General features: G+C 41.5%; 28 protein-coding genes. 25 read left to right on the top strand and 3 right to left on the bottom strand.

The features are described 5' to 3' along the window. Positions 1 to 23: 23 nt before the first annotated feature. The 22 genes from floA (at position 24) to NSS78_RS11720 (ending at position 21,254) form a co-directional block, all read left to right on the top strand. Complete coding sequence (floA, locus tag NSS78_RS11825; RefSeq protein ID WP_003217317.1) at positions 24 to 1,016, top strand: flotillin-like protein FloA; 993 nt, start codon at positions 24 to 26, stop codon at positions 1,014 to 1,016. Between the two features lie 31 nt (positions 1,017 to 1,047). Continuing rightward, the gene (locus NSS78_RS11820; protein WP_003217339.1) at positions 1,048 to 1,545 is read left to right on the top strand and encodes a hypothetical protein; all 498 of its coding nucleotides are present in this window, start codon (positions 1,048 to 1,050) and stop codon (positions 1,543 to 1,545) included. 208 nt (positions 1,546 to 1,753) lie between these two features. After that, on the top strand, positions 1,754 to 2,035 hold the full coding sequence (gene yqfC, locus NSS78_RS11815; RefSeq protein ID WP_012010618.1) for a sporulation protein YqfC: 282 nt from the start codon (positions 1,754 to 1,756) through the stop codon (positions 2,033 to 2,035). An 18-nt stretch (positions 2,036 to 2,053) separates the two neighbouring features. After that, entirely contained in the window at positions 2,054 to 3,244 is a 1,191-nt protein-coding gene (gene yqfD, locus NSS78_RS11810; RefSeq protein WP_212045897.1) for a sporulation protein YqfD, read from the top strand. Positions 3,245 to 3,247: 3 nt separating this feature from the next. Then, positions 3,248 to 4,207, top strand: coding sequence for a PhoH family protein (locus NSS78_RS11805; protein ID WP_003217430.1), 960 nt, complete (start codon positions 3,248 to 3,250; stop codon positions 4,205 to 4,207). A 138-nt stretch (positions 4,208 to 4,345) separates the two neighbouring features. Then, a complete protein-coding gene (locus NSS78_RS11800) occupies positions 4,346 to 6,433 on the top strand; it encodes an HD family phosphohydrolase (protein WP_212046021.1) in 2,088 nt (695 codons plus the stop codon). Further along, entirely contained in the window at positions 6,434 to 6,913 is a 480-nt protein-coding gene (gene ybeY / locus NSS78_RS11795; RefSeq protein WP_012010615.1) for an rRNA maturation RNase YbeY, read from the top strand. After that, positions 6,891 to 7,277 (top strand): diacylglycerol kinase family protein, encoded by a 387-nt coding sequence (locus NSS78_RS11790; RefSeq protein WP_003217363.1) that lies wholly within the window; start codon positions 6,891 to 6,893, stop codon positions 7,275 to 7,277. The genes ybeY and NSS78_RS11790 overlap by 23 nt, the downstream gene beginning before the upstream one ends. 113 nt (positions 7,278 to 7,390) lie before the next feature. After that, on the top strand, positions 7,391 to 7,789 hold the full coding sequence (locus tag NSS78_RS11785) for a cytidine deaminase (protein WP_003217296.1): 399 nt from the start codon (positions 7,391 to 7,393) through the stop codon (positions 7,787 to 7,789). Beyond that, the gene (gene era / locus NSS78_RS11780; protein WP_003217394.1) at positions 7,782 to 8,687 is read left to right on the top strand and encodes a GTPase Era; all 906 of its coding nucleotides are present in this window, start codon (positions 7,782 to 7,784) and stop codon (positions 8,685 to 8,687) included. The genes NSS78_RS11785 and era overlap by 8 nt, the downstream gene beginning before the upstream one ends. 148 nt (positions 8,688 to 8,835) lie before the next feature. Beyond that, a complete protein-coding gene (locus NSS78_RS11775; protein ID WP_003217288.1) occupies positions 8,836 to 8,979 on the top strand; it encodes a YqzL family protein in 144 nt (47 codons plus the stop codon). 35 nt (positions 8,980 to 9,014) lie between these two features. Further along, positions 9,015 to 9,785, top strand: coding sequence for a DNA repair protein RecO (gene recO, locus NSS78_RS11770; RefSeq protein WP_113387154.1), 771 nt, complete (start codon positions 9,015 to 9,017; stop codon positions 9,783 to 9,785). 329 nt (positions 9,786 to 10,114) lie between these two features. Next, complete coding sequence (gene glyQ, locus NSS78_RS11765) at positions 10,115 to 11,002, top strand: glycine--tRNA ligase subunit alpha (protein WP_003217487.1); 888 nt, start codon at positions 10,115 to 10,117, stop codon at positions 11,000 to 11,002. Continuing rightward, positions 10,995 to 13,040 carry a glycine--tRNA ligase subunit beta gene (gene glyS / locus NSS78_RS11760; RefSeq protein ID WP_212045898.1) on the top strand — a complete coding sequence of 682 codons (2,046 nt, stop codon included), beginning with the start codon at positions 10,995 to 10,997 and terminating at the stop codon, positions 13,038 to 13,040. The genes glyQ and glyS overlap by 8 nt, the downstream gene beginning before the upstream one ends. A 166-nt stretch (positions 13,041 to 13,206) precedes the next feature. After that, positions 13,207 to 13,845, top strand: coding sequence for a helix-turn-helix transcriptional regulator (locus NSS78_RS11755; RefSeq protein WP_034620854.1), 639 nt, complete (start codon positions 13,207 to 13,209; stop codon positions 13,843 to 13,845). Between the two features lie 25 nt (positions 13,846 to 13,870). Further along, positions 13,871 to 14,692, top strand: coding sequence for a pyruvate, water dikinase regulatory protein (locus NSS78_RS11750; protein WP_008342399.1), 822 nt, complete (start codon positions 13,871 to 13,873; stop codon positions 14,690 to 14,692). Positions 14,693 to 14,953: 261 nt separating this feature from the next. Continuing rightward, complete coding sequence (locus NSS78_RS11745) at positions 14,954 to 15,454, top strand: YaiI/YqxD family protein (RefSeq protein ID WP_003217513.1); 501 nt, start codon at positions 14,954 to 14,956, stop codon at positions 15,452 to 15,454. A gap of 33 nt (positions 15,455 to 15,487) precedes the next feature. Beyond that, a complete protein-coding gene (gene dnaG, locus NSS78_RS11740; RefSeq protein ID WP_050943746.1) occupies positions 15,488 to 17,317 on the top strand; it encodes a DNA primase in 1,830 nt (609 codons plus the stop codon). Between the two features lie 201 nt (positions 17,318 to 17,518). After that, positions 17,519 to 18,640 (top strand): RNA polymerase sigma factor RpoD, encoded by a 1,122-nt coding sequence (gene rpoD / locus NSS78_RS11735; protein ID WP_008342392.1) that lies wholly within the window; start codon positions 17,519 to 17,521, stop codon positions 18,638 to 18,640. A 303-nt stretch (positions 18,641 to 18,943) separates the two neighbouring features. After that, on the top strand, positions 18,944 to 19,303 hold the full coding sequence (gene cccA / locus NSS78_RS11730) for a cytochrome c550 (RefSeq protein ID WP_003217503.1): 360 nt from the start codon (positions 18,944 to 18,946) through the stop codon (positions 19,301 to 19,303). Positions 19,304 to 19,423: 120 nt separating this feature from the next. Continuing rightward, complete coding sequence (locus tag NSS78_RS11725) at positions 19,424 to 20,140, top strand: tRNA (adenine(22)-N(1))-methyltransferase TrmK (protein ID WP_106029136.1); 717 nt, start codon at positions 19,424 to 19,426, stop codon at positions 20,138 to 20,140. Then, on the top strand, positions 20,133 to 21,254 hold the full coding sequence (locus NSS78_RS11720) for a Nif3-like dinuclear metal center hexameric protein (RefSeq protein ID WP_003217458.1): 1,122 nt from the start codon (positions 20,133 to 20,135) through the stop codon (positions 21,252 to 21,254). The genes NSS78_RS11725 and NSS78_RS11720 overlap by 8 nt, the downstream gene beginning before the upstream one ends. A gap of 37 nt (positions 21,255 to 21,291) precedes the next feature. On the opposite strand, the gene NSS78_RS11715 is transcribed toward NSS78_RS11720, so the two are convergent. Both NSS78_RS11715 and vrrA read right to left on the bottom strand, forming a co-directional pair. After that, entirely contained in the window at positions 21,292 to 22,236 is a 945-nt protein-coding gene (locus NSS78_RS11715; protein WP_003217509.1) for a 4-hydroxy-3-methylbut-2-enyl diphosphate reductase, read from the bottom strand. Positions 22,237 to 22,394: 158 nt separating this feature from the next. Then, positions 22,395 to 23,093, bottom strand: coding sequence for a VrrA/YqfQ family protein (vrrA, locus tag NSS78_RS11710; protein WP_106029137.1), 699 nt, complete (start codon positions 23,091 to 23,093; stop codon positions 22,395 to 22,397). Between the two features lie 155 nt (positions 23,094 to 23,248). Between vrrA and NSS78_RS11705 the strand changes: the two genes are divergently transcribed. After that, a complete protein-coding gene (locus NSS78_RS11705) occupies positions 23,249 to 24,568 on the top strand; it encodes a DEAD/DEAH box helicase (protein ID WP_003217519.1) in 1,320 nt (439 codons plus the stop codon). Between the two features lie 9 nt (positions 24,569 to 24,577). Next, positions 24,578 to 25,471: a deoxyribonuclease IV gene (locus tag NSS78_RS11700; protein ID WP_113387151.1), complete on the top strand. Its 894-nt coding sequence runs from the start codon at positions 24,578 to 24,580 to the stop codon at positions 25,469 to 25,471. 48 nt (positions 25,472 to 25,519) lie between these two features. On the opposite strand, the gene NSS78_RS11695 is transcribed toward NSS78_RS11700, so the two are convergent. Further along, positions 25,520 to 25,774: a DUF2624 domain-containing protein gene (locus NSS78_RS11695; protein ID WP_212045900.1), complete on the bottom strand. Its 255-nt coding sequence runs from the start codon at positions 25,772 to 25,774 to the stop codon at positions 25,520 to 25,522. A 140-nt stretch (positions 25,775 to 25,914) separates the two neighbouring features. Between NSS78_RS11695 and NSS78_RS11690 the strand changes: the two genes are divergently transcribed. After that, the gene (locus NSS78_RS11690) at positions 25,915 to 26,796 is read left to right on the top strand and encodes a YitT family protein (protein ID WP_003217308.1); all 882 of its coding nucleotides are present in this window, start codon (positions 25,915 to 25,917) and stop codon (positions 26,794 to 26,796) included. The last annotated feature ends 93 nt before the right edge of the window (positions 26,797 to 26,889 follow it).

The raw sequence follows: 26,889 nt of genomic DNA, 5'->3' as shown, positions 1-26,889 counted from the left end.
ACTGATTTTATAGGAGGAATAAAATGGATCCATCTACTTTACTATTATTTGTGATTATCGCAGCAGGTCTGATCGTTCTATCGATCTTCTTCACCTTTGTACCGGTGATGCTGTGGATTTCTGCCCTAGCGGCTGGCGTAAAGGTAAGCATTTTTACACTTGTAGGAATGAGACTTCGCCGCGTTATTCCAAACCGAGTGGTCAACCCGCTTATTAAAGCACATAAAGCAGGTCTTGATGCGACGATTAACCAGTTAGAGAGCCACTATCTTGCAGGTGGTAACGTGGACCGAGTTGTGAACGCATTAATCGCAGCTCAACGCGCGAATATCGAATTGAACTTTGCACGCTGTGCAGCGATCGACCTAGCAGGCCGTGACGTACTTGAAGCAGTTCAAATGAGTGTAAACCCTAAAGTCATTGAAACACCATTTATCTCTGGTGTGGCGATGGACGGGATTGAAGTGAAAGCAAAAGCACGTATTACAGTTCGTGCAAACATCGACCGACTTGTTGGTGGTGCAGGGGAAGAAACGATTATTGCTCGTGTAGGTGAAGGGATTGTCTCTACAATCGGTTCATCAGATAATCATAAAAAGGTTCTTGAGAACCCTGATATGATTTCACAAACAGTTCTTGGTAAAGGATTAGATTCAGGTACTGCGTTTGAAATCCTCTCGATTGATATCGCAGATGTTGATATCGGTAAGAACATCGGGGCGATTCTGCAAACAGACCAAGCAGAAGCAGACAAAAACATTGCACAGGCAAAAGCGGAAGAACGCCGCGCAATGGCTGTTGCCCAGGAGCAAGAAATGCGTGCAAGAGTTGAAGAAATGCGCGCGAAAGTTGTAGAAGCAGAGGCTGAAGTACCACTTGCAATGGCTGAAGCATTACGTGAAGGTAATATTGGAGTCATGGACTACATGAATATTAAGAATATCGATGCTGATACGGACATGAGAGATTCATTTGGTAAAATGACAAAAGGTCCATCTGATAATGAAAACAAATAAGCATCCTCTCACGCTTTAAGGAGGGAGCCCAATGGACATTCTATTTGAAAATCCGTTACTAATTGCGATTATCATCGGTATCATCTCTGCTGTCTTTGGGAAAATCGGCAAACAAGAGGAGAACGAACAAAAGAATCAGCAAAACAAGCCAGCTCCTCAGCGTAAGCAGATGCCCCAAAAGCAAACAAAACAAACAAGTCCAGATCCAGTCGTGACGGATCAGATGGACGATTTCGGCGATGTACATGATCATGGCGGGATGAAGAAAAAAACATCTCAATCCTTACAGGACCGCTATACTGCTACACTTGCCGAAATGGAAGAAAGAAAAAGCGAGCTGAATAGAGAATTCCAATCGCTTGAAAGAGAACTGACAAGGCCAAAGGCTGCTTCTGCCGAAGTGAAGCCAAAGATCATTGAGAAGCTCAATCAAGATACAATTGTTCAGGGGATGATCCTTGGAGAAGTATTTGGAGAGCCGCGCGCGAAAAAGCCGCACAGAACGATGAAACGGCCATATAACAGATAAACGAGAAAGTCCCTTTATATAAAGGGGCTTTTTTTTGTTTGACCTGATGGAGATTTCTCGCAGTAAAAATGCTGAAACGGCTGTTTTGCGGGATTCATTAGCATGATCTGAACCGCTGAGGAATAGGATGATATAGAGGCTTTCTCATCAGTCTCACCATCTTTCAGTTTGATCTCATACACATGGGGCGGGAAGGGGTTCTAATTGAATGGGAAAAAGAAAAAATCGACTTAAAGCATGGCTGACAAGAACACTTGAAATCCCTCCAGACGTCATGATGGATCTTCCCCGTATTACGATGGTTGGCAGACTCCACATTTACATAGAGAATCATAAAGGGCTTTTGCTTTTCAGTGATCAAGAGGTAAGGCTGATGCTCAAACAAGGACAATGCATTATTTCAGGGAAAGATTTTGTGATTAAAACGATTTTGCCAGAAGAGATCTTATTAGAAGGGAAAATCGATGAGGTCCGTTATATTGATTCTTAACTGACGGAGGGGAGAAGTGTGAAGAATAAATGGTTCGCCTATTTTATTGGCAGAGTGGAAGTGGAAATCAAGGGAAACGGCATTGAGCGGCTCATCAATGAGTGCACGAGACAGGGGATCACAATGTTTCAAGTGAGCCGCCGTCAAGACAGCGTGCGCTTATTTATTCGCTTATCAGATGTACATGCCTTCAGAAAAGTACAAAGACATCATGAGGTAACATGTTCATTTCATCAAAAGAAAGGATTTCCGTTCCTTCTCCTATGGTCAAGGAAGAATATTGGGTTTACCCTTGGGATTGTGTTTTTTCTAGTGACAATATTGGCACTTTCAAACATGGTGTGGAAAATTGATATTAAAGGGGCCAATCCAGAAACTGAACATCAGATGAGAAAGCATTTAGACGAGATTGGTGTGCAAAAAGGGCGTTTTCAGTTTCTAATGGGAACACCTGAAAAAATTCAAAAATCACTGACCGCCAATATTCAAAGCATTACATGGGTTGGCGTTGAACTAAACGGTACAACATTTCAAATGAAAGTTGTGGAAAAAAATGAGCCGGAAAAAGAGAAATATACGAGTCCTCAGCATATTGTGGCCAAGAAGAAGGCGGTCATCACGAGAATGTATGTGGAAAAAGGGGAGCCGCTTGCCGCAGTTGATGAACATGTGAAGAAAGGACAAATGCTTGTCTCTGGCCTCATCGGCAGCGAAGACCAGCAAAAAACGGTTGGTGCTAAAGCGAAAATTTATGGTGAAACGTGGTATCGTTCTGAAGTTTCTGTCCCTCTTCAAACATCTTTTGATGTCTTTACGGGTAAAATGAAGACAAAGCACAAGCTCTCCGCATTTGGAGGTTCAATGCCATTTTGGGGCTTTTCCTTTAAAAAGGATGATTTTAAGCAGCCAAAAACAGAAACTGAAGTTCACCCACTCCATTTCTTAAACTTCCAGCTCCCATTTTCCTATGAAAAAGAAACGACACGCGAAAGCGAAAAAATAAACCGGACATACACAAATAAAGAAGCGGTTCAAGCAGGGATTAAAATGGGTAAAAAAGAATTAGAAGAGAAGCTAGGTCAAACAGGAGAGGTGAAAAATGAAAAAGTTTTGCACGAGACAACAGGGAATGGTAAAGTTAAGTTAATCATCCTTTACCAAGTAATAGAAGATATTGTTCAACCAACACCTATTGTTCAGGGAGACTAGAGAATGACAGAACATTTACTTGAAATTCAACAAAAATTAGATAGCCCAAACGAAGCCATTGCTTTATTTGGAAATCAAGATGCTTATCTGAAACTGATGGAAAACGAGCTGAATGTCTCCATTATTACGCGCGGAGAAAAGGTGTATGTTTCTGGTCAGGAAGCATCAAGAGAAACAGCGAGCCGTCTGATGACATCTCTCTTACATCTCATCCGAAAAGGAATTGAGATTTCTGAACGGGATGTCGTATATGCCATCAAAATGGCGCAAAAAGACAAGCTCAATTATTTTGAAAATATGTATGAAGATGAAATTACGAAAAATGCTAAAGGAAAGTCAATCAGGGTAAAAACCATTGGCCAGCGGGAATATGCTGCGGCGATGAAAAAAGATGACCTGGTCTTTGGAATTGGACCAGCTGGTACAGGAAAGACGTATTTGGCAGTCGTCAACGCCGTTCATGCACTGAAAAATGGACATGTGAAACGGATTATCCTGACAAGACCAGCTGTTGAAGCAGGAGAAAGTCTTGGCTTTTTACCAGGTGATCTAAAGGAAAAAGTAGATCCTTATTTAAGACCACTATATGATGCCTTGCATGATGTGCTTGGCAGTGATCATACGGAACGTTTAATCGAGCGCGGTGTGATTGAAATAGCGCCTCTTGCCTATATGAGAGGACGGACACTCGATGATGCATTTGTTATTTTAGATGAAGCGCAGAATACAACGCCTGCCCAAATGAAAATGTTTTTGACGAGACTTGGGTTTGGCTCTAAAATGGTCATTACAGGAGATATTACACAGATTGACCTGCCGAAGGGCATGCAGTCTGGCCTTGCAGCTGCAAAGGACATGCTTGCAGAGATCAAGGGCATCTCATTTATTGAGCTAGACCAGACAGATGTGGTCAGACACCCGCTTGTGGCAAAGATCATCGGAGCATACGAAAAGCAAAAATGACCTTAGTGACCCGATCGTCTTCATCGGGTCATTTTGTTTCGATCGTGGTTTAAAGTAAAAAAGGAGGTACTTTCCTTGAGAAAGAATCAGAAAGACAGTAAGCGCAAAAGACTGCTGTCTAAAAAAGAACCTCAGAAAATGGAGCGCTCACGTTATTTAAATGTTTTGCTATACGCTGGTTTAGCAGCCATTCTATTCGTGGTGCTCTTCTTCCATGTAAAGCCTGAATCGCTCGACTTAGATTTATTTTCAGTGAGCGAACAGACCATCTATTCTCCATCAACCGTCGATGATCAAGAAGCGACAGAAGAAAAGAAGCAAGAAGCAACAGATCAAGTAGAGGATCAATATACACTCAAAAAAGCGTATTCTGACAATCGTGTTGACCTCATCTCCTCCCTTTTCGAAGCCATTAAAGAAGAGAAGAAAGCAGCTGATGAAAAAGAAAATCCGCCATCAGATAAAGAAATGGTCAAGCGTGTCAAAGAAAAACTCACATCAGATATGCAGGAGGCTGTTTCAGACCAATCCATCAAAGCACTGCTTCAGGCAAGTGACGAAAATCTCTCTTTTACTAAGGATTCCATCATCACAGTGGTGAATTCACTGATGAGTAAAGAAATCACAGCAGCGAAATTACAAGATGAGAAAAAACAAGTGAAAACAGAGCTTGAAAATAACTCAATTCCATCCAAATACTTAAATGCGGCGAAAGAAATCGGTGAATTTGCGATCATTCCAAACTATGTATTTGATCCAGTGGCGACAGAGAAGAAAAGGCAAGAAGCCGCTGATAATATTCAGCCGGTTCAAATTAAGCAAGGGCAAATCTTAGTCGAAGAAGGAGAACTTATCGACCGAGAAGTGTATCGTAAATTAGAACTGACAGGGCTCTTAAATAGCTCCAATTTGATTAAACCTGTAAGCGGTCTTATGATCTTGATTGGTTTATTCTTAGCAGCGATTATTCATTCACTTGAATCGAGGAAAAAATCGCTTGTTCATAAGAATAAGTCGTTGCTTCTCTACTCGCTCATTTTCACCATTATTTTAGTTATTATGGAAGTATTCAGTCTCTTCCAGGAAACGAAGTATACGACGATAGGTTATGTGGTGCCAGTGGCGCTTGGCACGATGCTGATCAAGCTGCTTATCAATGAGCGGCTAGCGATCTTCTCTGGCCTTGTATTTGCTCTTTGCGGCAGTATGATGTTTAATCAAGGAGTAACCGGCGTCTTTAACTATGTGATCTGCGCTTATTACCTTGTGAGCGGGATGGCGGGCATTTTATTTTTGAGAAAGCATAATGCACGTTCAAAAATATTGCAGGCAGGGCTTTCGGTCGCTTTGGTGAATGTCCTTATGGTTCTATCCATTACGCTGATTCAAAACTCCTCACCATCAGGGCTTGAAATCGGTGTGAACCTTATGATGGCGATTGTGTCAGGGTTTGCATCATCTATTTTGGTCATTGGGCTAATGCCTGTGTTTGAGAGCATGTTCGGCATTCTTTCAACAATGAAGCTGATTGAACTATCAAACCCAAATCATCCGCTGCTTAAAAAGATTTTAACAGAGACACCAGGTACATATCATCATAGTGTCATGGTGGCAAATTTAGCGGATGCTGCATGTGAAGCAGTCGGAGCAAACGGTCTTTTAGCAAGGGTCGGCGCTTATTATCACGACATTGGGAAAACGAAAAGACCGCAATACTTTATCGAAAACCAAATGAATATTGATAATCCGCACGACAAGCTTTCTCCTCAGCTAAGTAAAAATATCATTATTGCCCATACGACAGATGGAGCTGATATGCTGAGAGAAAAGAAGTTTCCTGAAGAGCTTGTCGATATTGCCGAACAGCATCACGGGAAGTCGCTTTTAAAGTTCTTTTACTATAAGGCAAAAGAGCGTGATGATCAGGTGACAGAAGAAGAATTCCGTTATCCTGGGCCAAAACCGCAATCAAAAGAAGCGGCAATTATTTCTGTAGCGGACAGCGTGGAAGCGGCGGTACGATCGATGCATAATCCAAATCCAGAGCGGATCGAAAAGCTCGTCAAAGGCATTATTTCCGATAAAATGCAGGATGGGCAATTTAGCGAATGTGATCTGACATTTAAAGAGTTAAATATTATTAGTCAAACGATTTGTACAACATTAAAGGGGATTTTCCATTCTCGGATTGAATATCCAGATGCCCCGAAGCAGAAGGTGAAGTAAATGACATTGTTAATCGATTTAATAGATGAAACAGGACAAGTATCAAAAGAGCAGCTTGAAGAAGTGGAAAAGCTTCTTCAGTTCGCTGCTGATGCCCTTGAGGTCAAAGATCAAGCGGAGGTATCAGTGACGATCGTTTCGAATGAAGAGATTCATCAAATTAATAAAGAATACCGCGGAAAAGACGCACCAACGGATGTGATCTCCTTTGCACTCGAAGAAGAAGGAGAAGGGGAAATTGAAATCATTGGTGCTGATGATATTCCGCCTGTACTCGGTGACATCATCATTAGTGTGGACCGTACGAAAGAGCAGGCAGAGGAATATGGACATTCCTTTATGAGAGAGCTTGGATTTCTCACCATTCATGGGTTCCTGCATTTGCTCGGGTTTGATCATATGACAGAGGAAGATGAAAAAGAAATGTTCGCCAAACAGACAAAGATCTTGGATGATTATGGCCTTTCAAGATCTTCGTAAGAAAAGAAGGCCGCTTGCCCGTTTTTTTCGGAGCTTTTATTATGCATTTAGAGGAATATGGCGAACTTTCTTGAATGAACGGAATTTTCGATTTCATACAGTCGCAGCCATCATCGTGGTGATCTGCGGCTTTTGGTTTCACATTGAACCATTCGAATGGATGATCGTTTTGCTTTTATGCGGGGGGATGTTTGCCCTTGAACTTGTCAATACAGCCATTGAACATACAGTGGACCTTATGACAGAAGAGAGGCACCCGCTTGCTGAGAAAGCGAAAGACGCCGCAGCAGGCGCTGTTTGCGTTTACGCCGCGATTTCGGTTATGATTGGGTTGATGATCTTCTTACCGAAGATCATGCAATAGAACAATATTACTATTTATTAACATTTTTAGAAATGGGCGTGAAAATGTCACGTGAATTATGTAAAATATAAATGTGACAGTGGGTCCATTTCTTCTGAAAGTGGGAACTAGGAATGAACAAACAAGAGTTGATTTCAGAAGCAGTTAAAGCAAGAGATTTTGCATATGTACCCTATTCAAAATTCAAAGTCGGTGCAGCATTGTTGTCGAATGATGGAAAAGTGTATGGCGGCTGCAACATTGAAAATGCAGCATATGGTATGTGTAATTGTGCGGAAAGAACAGCACTTTTTAAAGCCTATTCAGAAGGCATCACATCGTTTCAAATGCTAGCGGTAGTGGCTGATACAGACCGGCCTGTTTCGCCGTGCGGCGCATGCAGACAGGTTATTTCAGAGCTATGTGCACCTGACATGCCAGTGATTCTAACGAACTTAAAAGGACAAATATACGAAACAACAGTAAACGAACTATTGCCAGGCGCATTTTCACCGGAGGATTTAAATGACTAACGAAAGCTTCAAATCAGGATTTGTATCCATTATTGGAAGACCAAATGTAGGAAAATCAACCTTTCTTAATCGTGTGATTGGACAAAAGATCGCCATCATGAGTGATAAGCCCCAAACGACACGAAACAAAGTGCAAGGTGTCTTAACAACAAACACGTCACAAACGATCTTTATCGATACACCAGGGATTCATAAACCTAAGCATAAGCTTGGTGATTTTATGATGAAAGTGGCTACAAATACACTGAAGGAAGTCGACCTGATCTTGTTTATGATCAATGCAAAGGAAGGCTATGGCAAGGGTGATGAATTCATCATTGAACGACTCAAGCAAACATCTACACCGGTATTCCTAGTCGTCAATAAAATCGACCAAATTCACCCAGATGAGCTGTTCCTTTTAATTGATGAATACCGCACACGTTATCCATTTAAGGAAATTGTGCCAATTTCAGCTCTTGAAGGAAACAACATTGACACGCTTCTTCAGCAGGTTGAAGGTTATCTTCCTGAGGGCCCGCAATTTTATCCAGCAGATCAAGTAACAGATCACCCAGAGAGGTTTATTATTTCTGAATTAATTCGCGAAAAAGTGCTGCATTTAACAAGAGAAGAGATCCCGCACAGCATTGCAGTGGCGATCGAATCCATTAAGCCAGATGAAAATGGCAAGATCCATGTGGCGGCGACCATTGTCGTAGAACGTGATTCACAAAAAGGGATTGTTATTGGGAAACGAGGCAGCTTATTAAAAGAAGTGGGACAAAAAGCGCGCAGAGATATTGAAGCACTTCTCGGTTCAAAAGTGTATCTGGAGCTTTGGGTAAAGGTTCAGAAGGACTGGCGTAATAAATCCACTCACCTTCGTGACTTCGGATTTAGAGACGACGAATATTAAAAAATTGCTGCTATTGTCATAAAATCTGACAATGGTGCGGTTCGATTAGTAAAAATTGTTTATCATGAAATGGAGGTAGCCTGGTCAAGATATAATTAATATGTTGGATGTAGCGTTGCTGCTTCTAATAAAGAAAGGTGGGGTTTTTATGTTGAATTTTACATGGAACGTATTTTCACAAACAGGAAGCGTTGACACGTATCTGCTTTTCAAAGAATTAGAAAAGGAGAACCTGGAAAGACCCGATGTACTTGAAGAAGAGATAGCACGATTTGATTTTCCAATCTTATAATTCTTGACCCCCTCCAATGCTCGGAGTGTAGACAAATGCTCATTAAAAGTGAAGGAATCGTCCTTAGAACAACAGATTATGGCGAAACAAACAAAATTGTCACGCTGCTCACTAGAGAACATGGGAAAATTGGTGTGATGGCAAGAGGCGCAAAAAAATCAAACAGCCGCCTGTCAGCCATAAGCCAGCCGTTTTTATACGGAACCTTCCTGATCCAATCATCAACAGGACTTGGAACGCTCCAGCAAGGCGAAATGATTGAAAGTATGCGAACCATTCGGGAGGATTTATTTTTGACCGCATATGCCGCATATATGACAGAGTTACTCGATAAAGGTACAGAAGAAAAAAAGCCAAACCCTTATTTGTTTGAGCTCCTGCTTCAATCTTTGCGTCATCTGAATGAAGGCACAGATGCTGATATTATCTTATTTATCGTAGAGGTCAAAATGTTATCAGTGATGGGAATGAAGCCCGAACTGGATCAATGTGTCCACTGTGGTCAAAAAGAAGGGCAGTTTCATTTCTCGATTAGAGACAACGGCTTTATTTGCCAAAATTGTTTTTCTAAAGATCCGTATAAAATGCCCTTATCTCCAGCAGCTGCAAGGCTGCTCCGTTTATTTCATTATTTTGATTTATCAAGGCTCGGTCAGGTTGATGTGAAACCGCAGACGAAACAAGAAATTCGTCAAGTGCTCGATCACTACTATGAAGAGTATTCAGGCCTTTATTTGAAATCAAAAAAATTCATGAATCAGATGGAATCCATGAAAAAGCTCATGGGCGGGGAAAACAAAAGTTGACATCTTCCATGACTTTTTGTAAGATCATCTAAGATAAAATATGTTGCATTGACAGAAAGAAGTACTTGCGCAGAATCCATAAAAGCGACCTTAGGGCGGTGTGAGCTAAGGATGGAGGCGTAACGAAAGGCATTCTTGAGCAACGTAAAACAAAGCGGCTGGATGCTACGATACCAGCAAATAGGGTGGAACCGCGGGAAAAACTCTCGTCCCTATGTTTGCAAGGAGCCTTGCGAGCATAGAGACGGGAGTTTTTGTGTTCTTTTGCGGGGTTCTAGACCCACCCGCCATACATAGCGGATGGTGTAGAAAAGATGGAGGTGCGATCATTGAATATTCAAGACATGATTTTGACGTTGCAAAAGCATTGGTCAAATGAAGGCTGCGTATTAATGCAGGCGTATGACACAGAAAAAGGTGCCGGAACGATGAGTCCATACACGTTCCTGCGAAGCATTGGTCCAGAGCCATGGAAGGTAGCGTATGTAGAGCCTTCAAGACGCCCGGCTGATGGCAGATATGGAGAAAACCCAAATAGATTGTATCAGCATCATCAATTCCAAGTAATCATTAAGCCGTCACCTGACAATATTCAAGAACTGTATCTTGAATCTTTGAAAGCGCTTGGCATTGACCCGCTGAAACATGATATTCGTTTTGTAGAAGACAACTGGGAAAACCCATCTCTTGGCTGTGCAGGGCTTGGTTGGGAAGTATGGCTTGATGGGATGGAAATCACCCAATTCACGTATTTCCAGCAAGTCGGCGGCTTAGAATGTAAGCCCGTTTCCGTTGAAATCACATACGGTATTGAACGTCTTGCTTCCTACATCCAAGACAAAGAAAATGTCTTCGATCTTGAATGGACTGACGGATTTACGGTGAGAGATTTATTCTTAATGGCTGAATATGAGCATTCTGTTTATACATTTGAAACATCTAATACTGACATGCTGTTTGATTTATTTACAACCTATGAGAAAGAAGCGCATAGCCAAATGGACAAAGGGCTTGTTCACCCGGCATACGATTATGTGCTCAAATGCTCTCATACGTTTAACCTGCTCGATGCAAAGGGCGCAATTTCTGTTACTGAGCGAACTGGATATATCGGAAGAGTGCGCCAGTTAGCAAGAAAAGTAGCCAAAACATATTATGAAGAACGAGAAAAATTGGGATTCCCTATGCTAAAAGAGGAGGCGGCTTCTCATGAATAAACAAGATGTATTACTCGAAATCGGCTTAGAAGAGATGCCGGCTCGTTTCATGCCAGAAAGCACAAAGCAGCTAGGCGAGAAAGTAAAAGTGTGGTTTGAAGAGCAAAACATTTCATTTGAAGATGTTGCTCTATTTAACTCACCAAGACGTCTTGCTGTACTTGTGAAAGGTGTCGCAGAAAAACAAGAAGACATCAAAGAAGAAGCAAAAGGTCCGGCTAAAAAGATCGCACAAGATGCGGAAGGCAATTGGACAAAAGCAGCGGAAGGCTTTGCCCGCGGACAAGGTGCTTCAACAGATGATCTCTATTTTAAAGAGATCAAAGGAGTAGATTATGTCCATGTCCAGAAGTTTCAAGAAGGAAAGCAAGTCAAAGACCTTCTGCCAGCATTAGGTGAGATCGCCGCTTCATTAAGTTTTCCAAAGAACATGAGATGGGGAAGCAAAGATTTACGCTATATCCGTCCGATTAAATGGATTGTTTGTTTATTTGGAGAGGAGATTGTACCTGCTCACATTGCTGGGGTGAAAAGCGGTCGCGAGACAAGAGGACACCGTTTCCTTGGTAAGGCAGCCACCATCGACTCGCCTGCTTCTTATGAGCAAACATTGCGCGATCAATTTGTCATTGCAGATTCAGATAAAAGAAAACAATCCATTACCGAGCAGCTAAATGCTCTATCTTCAGAAAAAGGCTGGGTGATACCTGTTGATCCTGAGCTTCTAGAAGAGGTCAACAATCTTGTAGAATACCCAACGGTACTATCTGGTTCCTTTGAAAAAGAATTCCTTGCATTGCCGGAAGAAGTATTGGTAACGACAATGAAAGAGCATCAGCGCTATTTCCCTGTGAAAAATGAGCAAGGTGAATTATTGCCTCACTTTATTACGGTGAGAAATGGAAACAGTGAGGCGCTTGAAAATGTCGCAAGAGGGAACGAAAAAGTACTTCGTGCCCGTTTATCAGATGCTGCCTTCTTCTATAAAGAAGACGAAAAACTAGTCATTGAAGACAATATTAAAAAGCTTGATAAGGTTGTATTCCATGAGAAACTTGGCACAATTGGCGACAAGCTCAAGAGAGTGACAGACATTGCGACGCGTCTAGCAGCGCATGTCGGTGCAAATGACGAAACGACAGAGCGTGTGGCAAGAGCCGCAAGTATTTCGAAATTTGATCTTGTGACTCAAATGGTCTATGAATTCCCAGAATTACAAGGAATCATGGGCGAGAAATATGCAAAAGCACTTGGTGAACATGAAGAAGTGGCAAAGAGCATCAATGAGCACTATATGCCGCGCTTTGCCGGTGATGAGGCGCCTTCCACTTTAATTGGTGCGATTGTGGCAGTAGCCGATAAGCTGGATTCTATTTGTTCCTTCTTCTCAATTGATGTCATTCCAACGGGCTCTCAAGATCCTTATGGACTAAGAAGACAAGCGAGCGGTATCGTTCAAATTCTGCTTGATCGTCATTGGAACATTTCATTCAAAGAGCTTTTGGCACTTGCTCAAGTAGAAGCAGCACATGAAACGGCTCTCATTGAATTTTTAACACACCGTTTAAAATATGTCCTCCAAGCAGAGCATATCCGTCATGATGTTGTCGATGCAGTACTGGATGTTGAAAATATTGAACCTTATGCAGTCGTGAAAAAAGCAGCTGTTCTTGAAGAGAGCGTGAAACAAGAAAGCTTCAAAGAAACAGCAGAAGCATTAGGACGCGTCATTTCAATCAGTAAAAAAGGGGAAGACGCAGAGATTCAGCCTGAGCTGTTTGAAAATGAGCATGAGCAAAAGCTATATGAGGCGTATCAGCAAGTAGAGACAGCTGTCAAGGAACATGTAGCAGCAGGGCAATACAGTGCAGCACTTGAGGCGCTTGATACGTTAAAAACACCGATTGTTCATTATTTCGATCACACAATGGTTCATGCAGATGATGAAAAGCTGAAGCGAAATCGTTTGGCACAAATGGTTAAACTAGCAAAAGTCATTCAATCATTTGCGAATATGAACAATTTAATAGTAAAATAAATACCTAAGAACGGTTGCCTTTTTTGAAGGGCAATCGTTTTTTACTCATTTAATTCACGGTTTTTGAGTGGATTTTTGTTTCATTCGGACAAAGATGCGCTATAATATGATGAGTTATGAAAATGATATACATAAAGTAAAGATTCGCTCTCTCTATTTAAAGGTGGTGAGTACAATCGAGTTAAATAAACGGCAAGAGCAGATTTTACAGATTGTCAAAGAGAATGGTCCGATCACTGGAGAGCATATCGCCGATCGGCTGAACTTAACTAGGGCGACCCTCAGACCGGATTTAGCCATATTAACGATGTCAGGCTTTTTAGAAGCAAGACCAAGGGTCGGCTACTTTTTCACAGGAAAAACAGGTACGCAGCTTCTAGCAGATAAGTTGAAAAAACTTCAAGTGAAAGATTTTCAATCCATTCCAGTGGTGATACATGAGAATGTTTCAGTTTATGATGCGATTTGTACGATGTTTTTAGAAGATGTGGGCACATTATTCGTTGTGGACGATCACTCTATTTTAACAGGCGTGTTGTCAAGGAAAGACCTCCTTCGCGCAAGTATTGGAAAACAGGAGCTTCCATCTATTCCTGTCCATATTATTATGACAAGAATGCCGAACATTACCGTTTGCCGCAAGGAAGATTTCATTATGGGTGTGGCGAAGCACTTGATTGAAAAGCAGATAGACGCACTTCCTGTTATAAAAGATACGGATAAAGGCTTTGAAGTGGTCGGCAGAATTACGAAAACAAACATGACGAAAATACTTGTTAACTTATCGGAGAATGAAATAATCTAATTACAGAAGACTGCGAGGGGATGTTATGAGTAATCGCGTAATTTTTGTGGTATCAGATTCAGTAGGAGAAACGGCAGAGCTCGTAGTCAAAGCGGCACTTAGCCAATTTGATGGCGGCTCATCAGACCATTCAAATATCAGAAGAATCCCGTATGTAGAGGATGTCGGTACGATTAAAGAAGTCATTTCACTGGCGAAAGCAGATAACGGAATCGTCTGCTTTACTCTTGTTGTGCCAGAAATGCGCCAATTCTTAATTGAAGAGGCAGAAGCAAACGGAGTCGTTTATTATGACATCATCGGACCACTGATCGATAAAATGGAGACTGCTTATGGAAATGAAGCGAAACATGAGCCGGGGCGTGTACGTCAATTAGATGAGGACTATTTTAAAAAGGTTGAAGCCATTGAGTTCGCAGTGAAGTATGATGACGGCAGAGACCCAAGAGGCATTCTAAAGGCTGATATTGTGCTCATCGGTGTATCACGCACATCTAAGACACCACTATCTCAATACTTGGCGCATAAACGGCTGAAGGTAGCAAACGTTCCAATTGTTCCTGAAGTAGATCCGCCAGAGGAGTTATTTTCAGTTGATCCAAAGAAATGCATCGGTCTGAAAATCAGTCCAGACAAACTAAATCATATTCGTAAAGAGCGTTTGAAATCTCTAGGTTTAAATGATCGCGCGATTTATGCGAACATTGAACGGATTAAAGAAGAGCTAGAGTATTTTGAAAAAGTGGTGGACCGCATTAACTGTCAAGTTGTTGATGTATCGAATAAAGCAGTTGAAGAAACGGCAAATGTCATTCATCAAATGCTGACCAAAAGAGGTTCCGAATAAACTCAGGATGCTCCTCCTGGGTTTTTCCTATGGTGGGAAACGGGTAAACAAAAACAATGGCATATTTGCTGCATTTGTATTATAATAAAAAATTGTGATAAAATGATTGATTTTAGGTTTAAGTTAAGTCAAGAACGAATAAACTAATATTGGCAGAAGTCAAGTGATTCTGAACATAACTTTTCGACAAAATGAGTTTTACTGTTGTTTGCTATATGGGGGAAAAGTATGGTCTTTTTGCTTCTCTAAAGCAGGAATAAGGTGGAGGGATGGAGAATTAGTCACCTGAATGAACATAAACAAGAGAGGACGATTTATGTCGATGCAGATGCTTGTCCTGTAAAAGACGAAATCCTTTCTGTCGCATCTCAATTTCAAGTACCTGTGACGTTCATTGCTTCATATGAGCATTTTCAAACCAAAAGATCTCCACTTGAAGATTGGCGGTTTGTAGATACACATAAGGAAGCAGCGGATTTAGTCATTGCGAACTCAGCTTCAGCGCATGATATTGTCGTCACCCAAGACATTGGTCTTGCCTCCTTACTGCTTCCAAGACAGGTCATTGTACTGTCTGAAAGAGGACGGATGTACACAAACGAAACAATTGATTTTGATTTGGAACGCAGACATGTTTCCAGTAAACAGCGAAGAAAAGGTGTATATGGAAAAGGTCCCAAAAAGCTTTTAGAAGAGGATAAAAAGCGATTTATTACGCAACTACAAAAAATCCTGTCGAATCATGAAGGATTTTTGAATTAAAAGGCGAATAATGTACGACGGAGTGTTATTAGGATGAGCAAACGTATACCAGATGAACTTTTGGAGCAAATCCAAAAAAACGCAGACATTGTCGAAGTGATTGGAGAATACGTACAGCTTAGAAAGCAAGGTCGAAATTATTTCGGTCTTTGTCCATTCCATGGTGAAAATACTCCTTCATTCTCTGTTTCAGCAGATAAGCAAATCTTCCATTGTTTTGGCTGTGGTGCAGGAGGTAATGTATTTTCGTTCCTCAGACAAATGGAAGGCTACTCATTTATTGAAGCCGTTTCACATGTTGCTGATAAGTACCATATTGATTTGCCTGATCATGTAGCAAATGCTCAGATCAGCTCCTCACAGCAAGAGGACACTGCAGATCATAAAATGATTGAAGCGCATGAGCTTCTTAAGAAATTTTACCACCATTTGCTGGTAAATACAAAGGAAGGTCAAAATGCACTCGATTATTTACGGGCGAGAGGCTTTACAGATGAAACAATTGCCAAGTTTGAGATCGGATATGCTCTTGACTCTTGGGATTTCGTGACCAAGTTTTTAGAAAAGCGAGGGTTTGATCCTGCGATGATGGAGAAGGCCGGTCTTTTGATTCAACGTGAAAACGGAACAGGCTTTTTTGACCGCTTTAGGGATCGTGTGATGTTTCCCATTCATGATCATCACGGGACAGTCATCGCTTTTTCCGGAAGATCGCTTGGTGATCAGCAGCCTAAGTATATGAATAGTCCTGAAACGCCACTTTTTCATAAAAGTAAGCTGCTTTATCACTTTCATGACGCGCGTATGCATATTCGAAAACGCGAACGGGCGGTTCTTTTCGAAGGATTTGCTGACGTCATTTCAGCTGTCACATCAGGTGTCGGCGAAAGTGTTGCAACAATGGGTACGTCTCTAACAGAAGAGCACGTAAAACTTCTCAGACGGAACGTAGAAGAGATCATTCTTTGCTATGACTCTGACACGGCCGGTTATGAAGCCACCATGAAAGCATCAGATTTGCTTGGAAAAAGAGGATGTAAAGTTCGCGTTGCCATGATACCAGATGGACTTGATCCAGATGATTACATTCGTAAATATGGTGGCGAGAAATTTAGGAATGACATCATAGATGCAAGTGTGACATTAATGACTTTTAAGATGAACTTTTTCCGTAGGGGAAAGAATTTATCTGATGAAGGAGACCGGCTTACTTATATGAAGCAGGTACTCCGAGAAATTAGCCGATTAAACGGTTCCTTGGAACAAGAGATTTACATGAAACAGCTTGCTGGAGAGTTCTCGATCTCACTTGATTCATTAAAGGAACAACTGGAGCTGTTTGAAAAACAGCAGCGTCAAGAAGCCAAAAGCACGCAGGAAGAAAGCGGGCTTGAAAAACGGCGTGCACATCTGTCAACACAGGTACGAAGAAAGCGCCTGCGGCCAGCATATGAAAATGCAGAGCGAATGCTGCTTGCTCATATGTTGAAAAGCGATGACGTGATCCGAAAAGTACTTGACAGAGTAGGGATTGAATTTAATATAGATTCTCACAGGGCGCTGGCCACGTACATTTATGCTTTGTATGAAGAAGGCAAAGAACCAACGCCGCAGCACCTAATGAACCGTATAGAAGATGATATCATCAATCAACTTCTGACGGATATATTCATGATTCAAGTTGGAGACGAACTAAGTGAAGCTGAATTAAGTGATTATGTAAAAAAAGTGTTGAATCATCGGAATTTGTCAATGATAAAGGAAAAAGAACTAGAACGTGCAGAAGCGGAGAGGCAAAAAGATTTCTTCAAAGCGGCAACACTTGCAAAAGAAATTGTTCAGTTGAACCGTTCGCTGAAGTAATACGTCTAATATTTATGACAAGACTTACGGCTGGCAATGAATCCTTTACGGGAGGAGCATAAGACCGCAAGCATCTTGCCTTCATCATTTTTTATTTTATTCCTATTTGCTCATCTGTTTGATAAAGAGAGAAAAGCAGAGCGGAAGCAAATCGCAAGTTACTTTAGAATTCGTTGCAAGCTTTGGAAGGAGGGATCCATAATGGCTGATAAACAAGCCCACGAAACCGAAACTGAATTAACCTTTGAACAGGTGAGAGATAAGCTCACTGAAACGGGTAAAAAACGGGGCGTTTTAACATACGAAGAAATTGCAGAGCGTATGTCTAGCTTTGAAATTGAATCAGACCAAATGGATGAATACTATGAATATTTAGGCGAACAGGGTGTAGAGCTCATTAGTGAAAACGAAGAGACAGAAGACCCAAATGTTCAGCAGCTGGCTAAAGCAGAAGAAGAATTTGACCTAAATGATTTAAGCGTACCACCAGGTGTCAAAATTAATGATCCTGTTCGTATGTACTTAAAAGAAATCGGACGCGTCAATTTGTTATCTGCTAAAGAAGAAATTACGTATGCTCAAAAGATCGAAGAAGGCGATGAGGAATCAAAAAGAAGATTAGCGGAAGCAAACCTTCGTCTCGTTGTCAGCATCGCGAAACGCTACGTCGGACGTGGTATGCTGTTCCTTGACTTGATTCAAGAAGGAAACATGGGTCTTATGAAGGCAGTTGAGAAGTTTGATTACCGCAAAGGATACAAATTCTCAACATATGCGACTTGGTGGATTAGACAGGCGATCACGCGGGCGATTGCCGATCAGGCAAGAACAATCAGGATCCCGGTTCATATGGTGGAAACCATTAATAAATTGATCCGTGTTCAAAGACAGCTTCTGCAAGACCTAGGCAGAGAACCAACGCCAGAGGAAATTGCTGAAGACATGGATTTAACGCCAGAAAAGGTTAGAGAAATTCTTAAAATTGCGCAAGAGCCTGTATCTTTAGAAACACCTATTGGTGAAGAAGATGACTCGCACCTTGGTGATTTTATTGAAGACCAAGAGGCGACATCTCCATCTGACCATGCTGCATACGAATTGTTAAAAGAGCAGCTTGAAGATGTACTAGACACGCTAACGGACCGTGAAGAAAATGTACTGAGACTACGTTTCGGACTAGATGACGGAAGAACACGTACGTTAGAAGAGGTTGGAAAGGTGTTCGGCGTCACAAGAGAGCGTATCCGCCAAATTGAAGCGAAAGCTCTGCGTAAATTAAGACACCCAAGCAGAAGTAAACGATTAAAAGACTTCTTAGAGTAGAAACTGGACGGATCTTGAAAGAGATCCGTTCTTTCTTCATCAAAAATGAAAACGCTTTTTTCAATCTGATTATATTTTACTGAATAAATAATAAATTTGCAACGTTCTTAGAGAAAAGATGTATAAAAAATACATCAAAATGTGCTGAAGGCTTCATTTCTCATCTTTGCATCATTTTTGTCTAATCTGTGAACTTGACCAAAGTTTTGTATCATAATTCGTTTACTTTTTGTAAAATTAAAGTAGAATTAGAATTGTTTGTATAGTCTTAAAGGGGTTTTCACAAAGGGGAGGATGAAAGAAATGAAACGGAATCCACTTATACCATTTTTATTGATTGCCATTTTAGGTATTGGACTCACTTTTTTCTTATCAATGAAGGGGCTGAAAGATGAAGACAAAATCGCCTCTGGAGGCGAGGAGCAAAAGCAAGAAGAAACAGCGAATGCGACGCCGGAAGAATTGTATAAGCAAAACTGTCTGAGTTGTCACGGGGAAAACTATGAAGGCGGTGCTGGTCCTGCATTAAAAGGTGTTGGAGACAAGCTTGAAGTAGCAGACATTAAGAAGAAAATTCAAGAAGGCGGCAACGGGATGCCAGGCGGGCTAATCCCGAATGAAAAGCTCGATGAAATGTCAGAATGGGTATCCAAAATTAAATAATGTTACGCAAAAAGCTCTTTTTGATCAGAAGAGCTTTTTTCATTTGAAAACGACTTTTAAAAAGTCCATAATTTATATAAGATAGACAAGTATGAACATTAAAGAAAAGTAGTGATACGTATGAATGAAATGAATTTATCAAAACGATTAAAAAGAGTCGCAGACTTTTTACCACATGAGGCTGTCTTTGCTGATATCGGCTCAGATCATGCCTATTTGCCGTGCTATGCAATCCTGCATCAAAAAGCAGTAAAAGCGGTTGCTGGTGAAATTACAGAAGGACCGCTTCAATCGGCGAAGCAGCAAGTACATAGACTTGAATTAGATGACCAGATCTCGGTCAGAAAAGGTAATGGTCTTGAAGTCATTGAAAAGGGCGAAGTGAATGCTGTAACGATTGCAGGTATGGGCGGAGCACTCATCGCAAGCATTTTACATGACGGCAAGCATAAGCTCACAGGCCATGAAAGGCTTATTCTTCAGCCGAATATCCATGCTCACCACATTCGTTTATGGCTCTATCAAGAGGGGTATGAATTGATGGGTGAAGTCATTTTAGAAGAGGATGGCAAAATATACGAAATCATCATCGCCGAAAAAGGCGACAAAGATAAAGCCTATGAAGGGATGTCAATTGAAACAGGCATGCTAGTTGGTCCGTTTCTTGCGAAAGAGCAAAATGACGTCTTCCGGCGCAAGTGGATGCAAGAGCTCCAGCATATGGAGAAGATAGAAAGTCAAATTCAGCAGGCAGCGCGAACAGAAGAGAACAAGGAGCGTCTTGAAGAGCTGCATGTAAAAATAAAGATTCTAAAGGAGGTTTTGACTGTTGGCTAAAACAGTAAACGGACATGAAATCATCCAATTATTTGAACAATTTTCACCAAAGGCATATGCCATGGAAGGAGACAAAATCGGTCTCCAGATTGGGACGTTAAATAAAAAGGTAAACAATGTCATGATCACCTTAGATGTACTAGAGAATGTGGTAGATGAGGCGATCGAAAAAAATGTGGATCTCATGATTGCTCACCATCCGCCGATCTTCCGTCCGTTAAAACATGTAGCGACAGATCAGCCAGCTGGACGAATCATTGAGAAATGCATCAAACATGATATTGCAGTATATGTGGCACATACGAATTTAGATGTGGCTGATGGAGGAGTCAATGACTTGCTTGCGGAGGCTTTAGAGCTTGAAGAAACAAGTGTGTTAGTCCCGACATATGAAGATCAAATCAAACAGCTTGCCCTCTATGTCCCGCAGGAATTTGAAGAAGCCATCCGGACAGCTTTAGGAAATGCGGGCGCCGGCCATATTGGCAACTACAGCCATTGTGCGTTTTCAAATGAAGGGACAGGCAGCTTTTTGCCATCAGAAGATGCGGACCCGTTCATTGGTGAGACCGGTCAATTGGAATTTGTTAAAGAAGTACGGATTGAAACCATTTTCCCGGCAAGTATTGAAAAACAAGTCATTCGTGAAATGATCAAAGCACATCCTTATGAAGAAGTCGCTTATAGTGTACACACGACAGACCTTCCTCCTATTCAAAAAGGGCTTGGCCGTATAGGGGAGCTAAGAGAGCCTATGACCCTTGGAGACTTCGCGCGATTTGTGAAGACAAAGCTGGATGTAAATGGTGCTCGCTTTGTAGGTGATCAGGACGCTGTTGTGAAAAAAGTAGCTGTGCTTGGCGGAGACGGAAATAAATACATTCATCAAGCAAAAAGAATGGGTGCTGATGTGTATGTGACAGGGGACCTTTATTTCCATGTCGCCCATGATGCCATGATGCTCGGGCTGAACGTAGTGGACCCAGGGCATTATGCAGAAAAGATGATGAAAGAGGGCGTAAAGGCGAAGCTTCAATCGCTATGTTCAGAGAAAAAGTATGATGTACAGCTCTTTGTTTCTGAATCAAACACAAATCCATTTCAATTTATGTAAACAAAAAACGTCAGAGCATAGAAGCTCTGACGTTTATTTATTTCTTTGTTTTCACGCGCGGTAGTATTTTCGAAAGAGGAACCGATCGTTCAATCTTCCAAGTTGATTCATCATCCGGCTCGTAGTTTTCTAAGAAACGGATCACTTCTTTTGTAATAGGCGTTGGTGTAGAAGCGCCAGCAGTAATGGCAACGGTATTTACGCCTTGCAGCCACTCCAGCTTGAGCTCACTTAGGTCACCAATACGGTAAGCCTGCGTTCCAGCAATCTCCATTGACACTTGTGCCAGACGGTTGGAGTTATTACTTTTTGGATCGCCGACAACAATGGTAAGATCGGCTTGGCCAGCTTGCTGAGATACAGCTTCCTGACGTACTTGTGTCGCAAGACAAATTTCTTGATGGTACTCGACGTGAGGATATTTCTCTTTTATGAGCTCCATCAGATCGTGGACATCCCACTGAGACATCGTTGTCTGATTGGTGATAAGCAATTTATCTGATGTTAAATCGAGCGCCTCAATGTCCGCTTCTGATTCGACAAGATGCACCTTGTCAGGGGCTACTCCGACAGCTCCCTCTGGCTCAGGATGACCTTTTTTTCCGATATAAATAATGTCATACCCATCGGCTGTTTTCTCTGAAATGAGTTCATGTGTTTTCGTTACATCGGGACAGGTTGCATCAATGGCGACAAGACCTTTTTCTTCTGCAATTTGACGAACCTCAGGTGAAACGCCGTGAGCAGTGAAAATAACTGTTCCGCTTTCAACCTGCTTTAAAATGTCCAAGCGGTTTGGGCCGTCCAGTGTGTAGATCCCATCTTCTTCGAAGGCATCTGTCACGTGTTTGTTGTGCACAATCATACCTAATATATAAATTGGGCGTGGCAAGTTTTTATCAAGTGCGGCATTTTTAGCAATGACCATTGCATCTACAACGCCATAGCAATAGCCACGCGGCGAAATTTTAATTACATTCATTTATTCGTCCTCCTGTAGGGAAGTGCTGCTAGAGAAGAACAATATAAAAAGCCGTGGAAAAACGGCTTTTTATCATTCTCTAGCTTCCATTATAGCCAAAGTAAGCGTATATATCAAAGATTGTTATACGCAGGGGACACTTCGCCGTTAAAAGATCACTAGACATATAGTTTTGGAACAGAGCTGCCAGGTCTTTTTTTCGGTTTTGCTTCAGGAGCAGGTGATGTGTGAGGAGCTGCTTTTTTGACGAGGATGTCCTCTGGTTCTTCGTTTTCTTCTATTTCATCATCTCCTGATGCAACCTCTTTTTGCACTTCTGTTTCCTCGCCGATTTCTTTAGGTTCTTCATCTGTACTTGTTTCATCATCATCTGCACTGCCAAGCTGGCTGTACAGCTTAATCATCGCAGGCAAATTTCTGACTAAAGGACCGTATTGCTGAATCATTGGCGTAAATTGCTGCGCCATTCCGAGCACCTTTTGAACATTTCCCAACATGCTTGAGAGGGTTGCAGGATTTGCGAAGCTCTGGATTCCTTGTAATCCCGCACCACCTCCAGAAACCCCTGCTCCCCCTGCGCCAGGAAGAAATTTAGAGAGCAAGCCTTTCATTCCTGCTCCGCCGCCTAGTGCACGGCTTTCGCCTCCTGGAATTCCGCCCATTCCGCGTACACCGCCTCCCTGTACAGACGGGGAGCGAGGCATCATTTGCTGAAATTGATTGCCTTGCCCTTGAAAAGGCTGTTCGATAGGAGCCTGTTGCCTCCTTTGAAAAATTCCGGGCTGTCCGCCATTTCCAAGATGCCGGCGTGAGGGACGGTGCGGCTGAAAATCGCCCATAGGCCTTTGCCCTAACATACTTGTACCTCCCTTACTGCATTCTCTTTCTAATCATAGGTTATGCAAGGAAGCATCAATTGGTTTCCTATAAGAAAAGCGGACATGGTTTTTTTGCTGAAAATCAGCTATAATGAGGAGATGAGCAAAAAGGCATTGCCTTAAGGAGTGAAAACATGAACGAAACAAAATTTACGACATATGAATTAAAGTCTTTTATAATAGATGCTATTCATGAACTGGGCTTTTATGAGCCAACTGATATTCAAAAAAGAATTATCCCTGCTGTGTTAAAAGGAGAAAGCGTGATTGGTCAATCACAAACAGGAACAGGGAAAACCCACGCGTACTTATTGCCGCTTATTCATTCAATTGATCCAAGCAAAGAGCACGTACAAGTCGTGATTACTGCACCTACAAGAGAATTAGCCAATCAAATTTTCAAAGAAGCCCAAACGATCTTAAAGAAGGCCTCTCCAGAAGAAGAAATTAAAGCAAAGCTTTACATTGGCGGAACGGACAAGCAGAAATCCATTCAAAAGCTAAAAAACCAGCCGCATTTGGTTGTCGGCACACCTGGACGTATTGCGGACCTCATTCATGAGCAGGCGCTGAACGTTTACAAAGCGACATCTCTTGTCATTGATGAAGCGGATTTAATGCTGGATATGGGCTTTTTAGAAGATGTGGACCGTATTGGTTCACAAATGCCAGAGCAGCTGCAAATGCTTGTGTTCTCAGCAACGATTCCAGAAAAACTAAAGCCATTCCTGAAAAAATATATGGACAATCCAAAATATGCCCATGTTGAACCAAAACGGATTACAGCTGAAAACATCCAGCATATTTTAGTCCCATCTAAACAGCGCGACAAGCTAAAATTGCTCCATGAAATGGTGACGAATGTACAGCCTTATTTAGGCATCATTTTTGCCAATACAAAAACAACCGTTGATGAAATCGCATCATTCCTACAAGAAAAAGGAATGAAAGTTGGAGTGCTTCATGGCGGATTAACGCCGCGCGAACGTAAAAAAGTGATGAAACAAATTGATGATTTAGAGTTCACTTATATTGTGGCATCTGACCTTGCAGCCCGCGGAATTGATATTAAAGGTGTCAGCCATGTGATCAACTATGAGCTTCCATCTGATCTTGATTTTTATGTTCACCGTGTTGGTCGAACGGCTCGAGCTGGTTCATCTGGAATTGCGATGACTATTTATGAGCTTGCTGATGAGGATGCACTCATTCAAATTGAGAAAATGGGCGTTGTGTTTGAAAACAAAACCATTGTTCATGGCGAATGGCGAGATGCAGATGACCGCTTGAAGCGTCAAAGACGTAAAAAAGCACCTAATGAAATTGAAGAAAAAGCAAAGCGTCTTGTGAGAAAACCGAAAGCCGTCAAACCTGGATATAAAAAGAAAATGACACGTGAGATGGACAAAATCAAAAGACAGGAACGTAGAAAGTCAAAGCGTAATGGAAAGTAGGGGGAAACATTGTTGAAGATTGGTTCACATGTATCCATGAGCGGAAAACATATGCTTCTTGCAGCGAGTCAAGAAGCTGCCTCTTATGGTTCGAATACGTTTATGATTTATACAGGTGCACCGCAAAATACGCGCCGTAAAAAAATTGAAGACCTCAATATTGAAGCTGGACAAGCGCATATGAAAGAGCATGGTATGACAGATATCGTCGTGCATGCACCATATATTATTAATATTGGGAACACCGTCAATCCAGCGACCTTTGAGCTTGGTGTGGACTTCCTTCGCTCTGAGATTGAACGTACAGAAGCGCTAGGTGCGAGGCAGATTGTTCTCCACCCAGGTGCACATGTCGGAGCAGGACCAGAAGCAGGAATCCAAAAAATCATTGAAGGTTTAAACGAAGTCATCGTAAAAGGGCAAAAGGTTCAAATTGCACTTGAAACAATGGCTGGCAAAGGATCAGAGTGCGGAAGAAGCTTTGAAGAGCTTGCCCAAATTATCGACGGAGTGACACATAACGAAGCACTTTCTGTCTGCTTTGATACGTGTCACACACACGATGCTGGTTATCCGATTGTGACTGACTTTGATGGGGTGTTAGAAGAATTTGATCGAATCGTCGGTATTGACCGAATCAAGGTTCTTCATATTAATGACAGTAAAAACGTACAAGGCGCAAGAAAAGACCGACATGAAAATATCGGCTTTGGTGAAATTGGCTTCGATGCACTGAACAATATTGTGCATCATCCGCAGCTTCAAGATGTACCAAAAATCTTAGAAACGCCTTATGTAGGTGAAGATAAAAAGAACAAAAAGCCACCTTACAAATTCGAAATTGCAATGCTAAAAGAAAAGCAATTTGACGAAGGCTTACTAGATAAAATTAAGAATCAGTAAAAAAGCATATAACATCATGAGGTGCCGCTAAATGCGGCCCTTTTTTGTTTAACTTGTAAACTGATTAAACAGATCATTGACAGTTTGAGCTGTGTGTTTAGATGTAATCGCTTCTACTTGCTTAAGAAGCCGGCTCCGCTCTGCATCATTAAAAATATTGATGTTCTTCCCATTCATGAGTTTGGCCACCTCAGCAGCTTGGTTTGACGTTAAACTGACACCATACTGCTTCGCATACCTTAACAGATCATTTGCTGTGATCTGATTGAGCCGTTGCAGGACAATTTTTTGAATTAAAATCAATTCCATTCCTCCCCTCTGTAACAATGTATGGGCGAAAACGGAAAATGTGCAAAAAATTTTATTTTACCCTGTGAAATGATAAAATAGTAAAGTGAATAAAATGTTCATTGAAAATTTAAGTTGTGTAGAGGGGAGAACGTATGGCAAATAGTAAACAGCATAGAAAGGAATCAGTGCCTCATTTTATATTTAGAATTTTCCTGATTCTAGTAGGAGCTACATGCGCAGCAGTCAGCATTGAATTATTTTTAGTGCCAAACAATATTATCGATGGAGGCATCATCGGCATTTCGCTTATTTTGGATTATCTCTTTACAGATAACCCATTCATCAATTTTGCGACGATTGTTGTCATTTTGAATATTCCATTTATGATATCAGGATACAAACATATTGGCAAAACCTTTCTGGTTTCCACAGTAATTGGGATTGTCAGCTTAGCCGTGATTGAATCTTCACTTCATCATGTAGAGGCATTTACAAATCAGCCAATCTTAGCCACTGTATTTGGCGGGCTATTACTTGGTTTTGGTGTGGGACTTGTCATTCGAAATGGAGGCTCAATGGATGGAACAGAGATTTTAGGCATTCTGCTAACGAAAAAAATTCCATTCTCCGTCGGTGAGTTTGTCATGATCGTCAATGTGTTCATTTTTATTTGGGCAGGCTTTGTCTTCGGACCAGAGCAGGCTATGTATTCTGTTATGACATATTATTTGGCAATGAAAACAATTGATGCTGTCATTCAAGGGCTTGATGAAACAAAAGCTGTCATTATCGTGTCAGATTATTATGATGAAATTTCAGATGCGATTCTTCATCGACTTGGCAGGGGAACGACAAAGCTGAGAGGGAAAGGCGGTTATACAGATGAAGAAAAAGATGTCATCTACGCCGTTGTCACAAGACTTGAAATCACAAAGCTAAAATCCATTGTATTTGAAATTGATAGTCAAGCATTTATTACGATTATGGATACGCATGAAACAAAAGGCGGTAAGTTCAAAACAGCCATTCATTAGCTTTTATTTTACTTTTTAATCTTTCTTTTATATAATGAAATGTATGTATGGACAGAGAAAATGGCAAAAGCCATTTTCTTTTTGTTGTATAAA

Source organism: Bacillus sp. FSL W8-0920 (assembly GCF_038593215.1).
Classification (GTDB): domain Bacteria; phylum Bacillota; class Bacilli; order Bacillales; family Bacillaceae; genus Bacillus; species Bacillus pumilus.
This window is presented reverse-complemented; position numbering and strand designations above follow the sequence as displayed.